Annotated in this window: 2 protein-coding genes; one reads left to right on the forward strand and one right to left on the reverse strand. The window is 44.0% G+C overall.

Going from position 1 to position 1,157, the window contains the following annotated elements:
* Positions 1–29: 29 nt before the first annotated feature.
* Positions 30–329, reverse strand: a complete 300-nt coding sequence (locus A3763_RS21365) for a DUF2782 domain-containing protein (RefSeq protein ID WP_068509226.1) — start codon at positions 327–329, stop codon at positions 30–32.
* A 152-nt stretch (positions 330–481) separates the two neighbouring features.
* Here A3763_RS21365 and A3763_RS21370 point away from each other — a divergent pair.
* On the forward strand, positions 482–1,157 hold a 676-nt coding region (locus A3763_RS21370), incomplete at its 3' end, for a 5'-3' exonuclease H3TH domain-containing protein (RefSeq protein ID WP_304440835.1).

The raw sequence follows: 1,157 nt of genomic DNA on the forward strand, positions 1-1,157 counted from the left end.
TTGGCAAGGAGGACGTTAAGAGGGAAGTGCTACCACTCGAACAATACCCAGCTAGGCACAAGGACTTGTGAGCGATCTTCGCGGATCCAGGCATTGCCATCCTGAGGCACTAAATAATAAGTAGGGCCAATCTTTGGAACGACTTTAATTTCTTTTAGAACGCCATTCACACGATATTCGTAAAAAGTTTTGTTATCCTCATTGCGAATAACGATCTCAGGCTCAGCAGGCTGAATAGATTCCTCTGCATGTGCGGATGTTATAGCGAACATGCTGGCTTGAGTTGCGAGTAGAGTTACTAATAAAGTTGGGCGTAATATCTTTCGCATATGAACTCCTGTATGAGCGTTGACGAATAAAAATATCTGTTCTGTATTGTCGTTTTTTCTTACTATACCACTGTGCCAGTGATTACTCACCGGACTTTTAATTTCAAAACCCAGCTCTTACCAGCATCTAAACAATTATAGATACGCAATTTATGACAACAAATACCGAGCAATCTCAAACACTTCCTACCGTTTTGGTGGATGGATCATCTTATTTATTCCGGGCTTTTCATGGTTTACCTCCTTTAGTTAATTCTAAAGGCCAGCCAACCGGAGCAATTAAAGGTGTGATCAGCATGCTTAGAAGGCTGGAAACCGACTATCCAGGCTCTAAAGTAATTGTGGTTTTTGACGCTAAAGGTAAGAACTTTCGTCATGAAATTTACCCTGACTATAAAGCGAATCGTCCACCGATGCCTGATGATTTACGTTCTCAGATCGCGCCGATTCACGAGATCATTGAAGCAATGGGTTTGCCTTTACTCATCATTCCTGATGTCGAAGCGGATGATGTGATTGGTGCCTTGGCGCATCAGGCAACGCAAAAGAAGATCGATGTGGTGATCTCAACTGGCGATAAGGATATGGCTCAGTTAGTGACAGAGCATGTGACGCTGATCAATACCATGACCGATACCAAAATGGATATTCAAGGCGTCGAAGATAAGTTCGGCGTTCGCCCTGATCAGATCATTGACTACTTAGCTTTGGTTGGCGATTCGGTTGATAATATTCCCGGCGTGCCGAAGTGTGGCCCGAAGACGGCGGTAAAGTGGTTAACGGCTTATGGTAGCATGCAGGGTGTTATTGATAGTGCCGATGAGGTGA

This window comes from Oleiphilus sp. HI0128 (genome assembly GCF_001635365.1).

Excerpts from the sequence above, each read along its gene's own strand:
- A3763_RS21365 (WP_068509226.1), bottom strand. The coding sequence starts at position 329 with ATGCGAAAGATATTACGCCCAACTTTATTAGTAACTCTACTCGCAACT.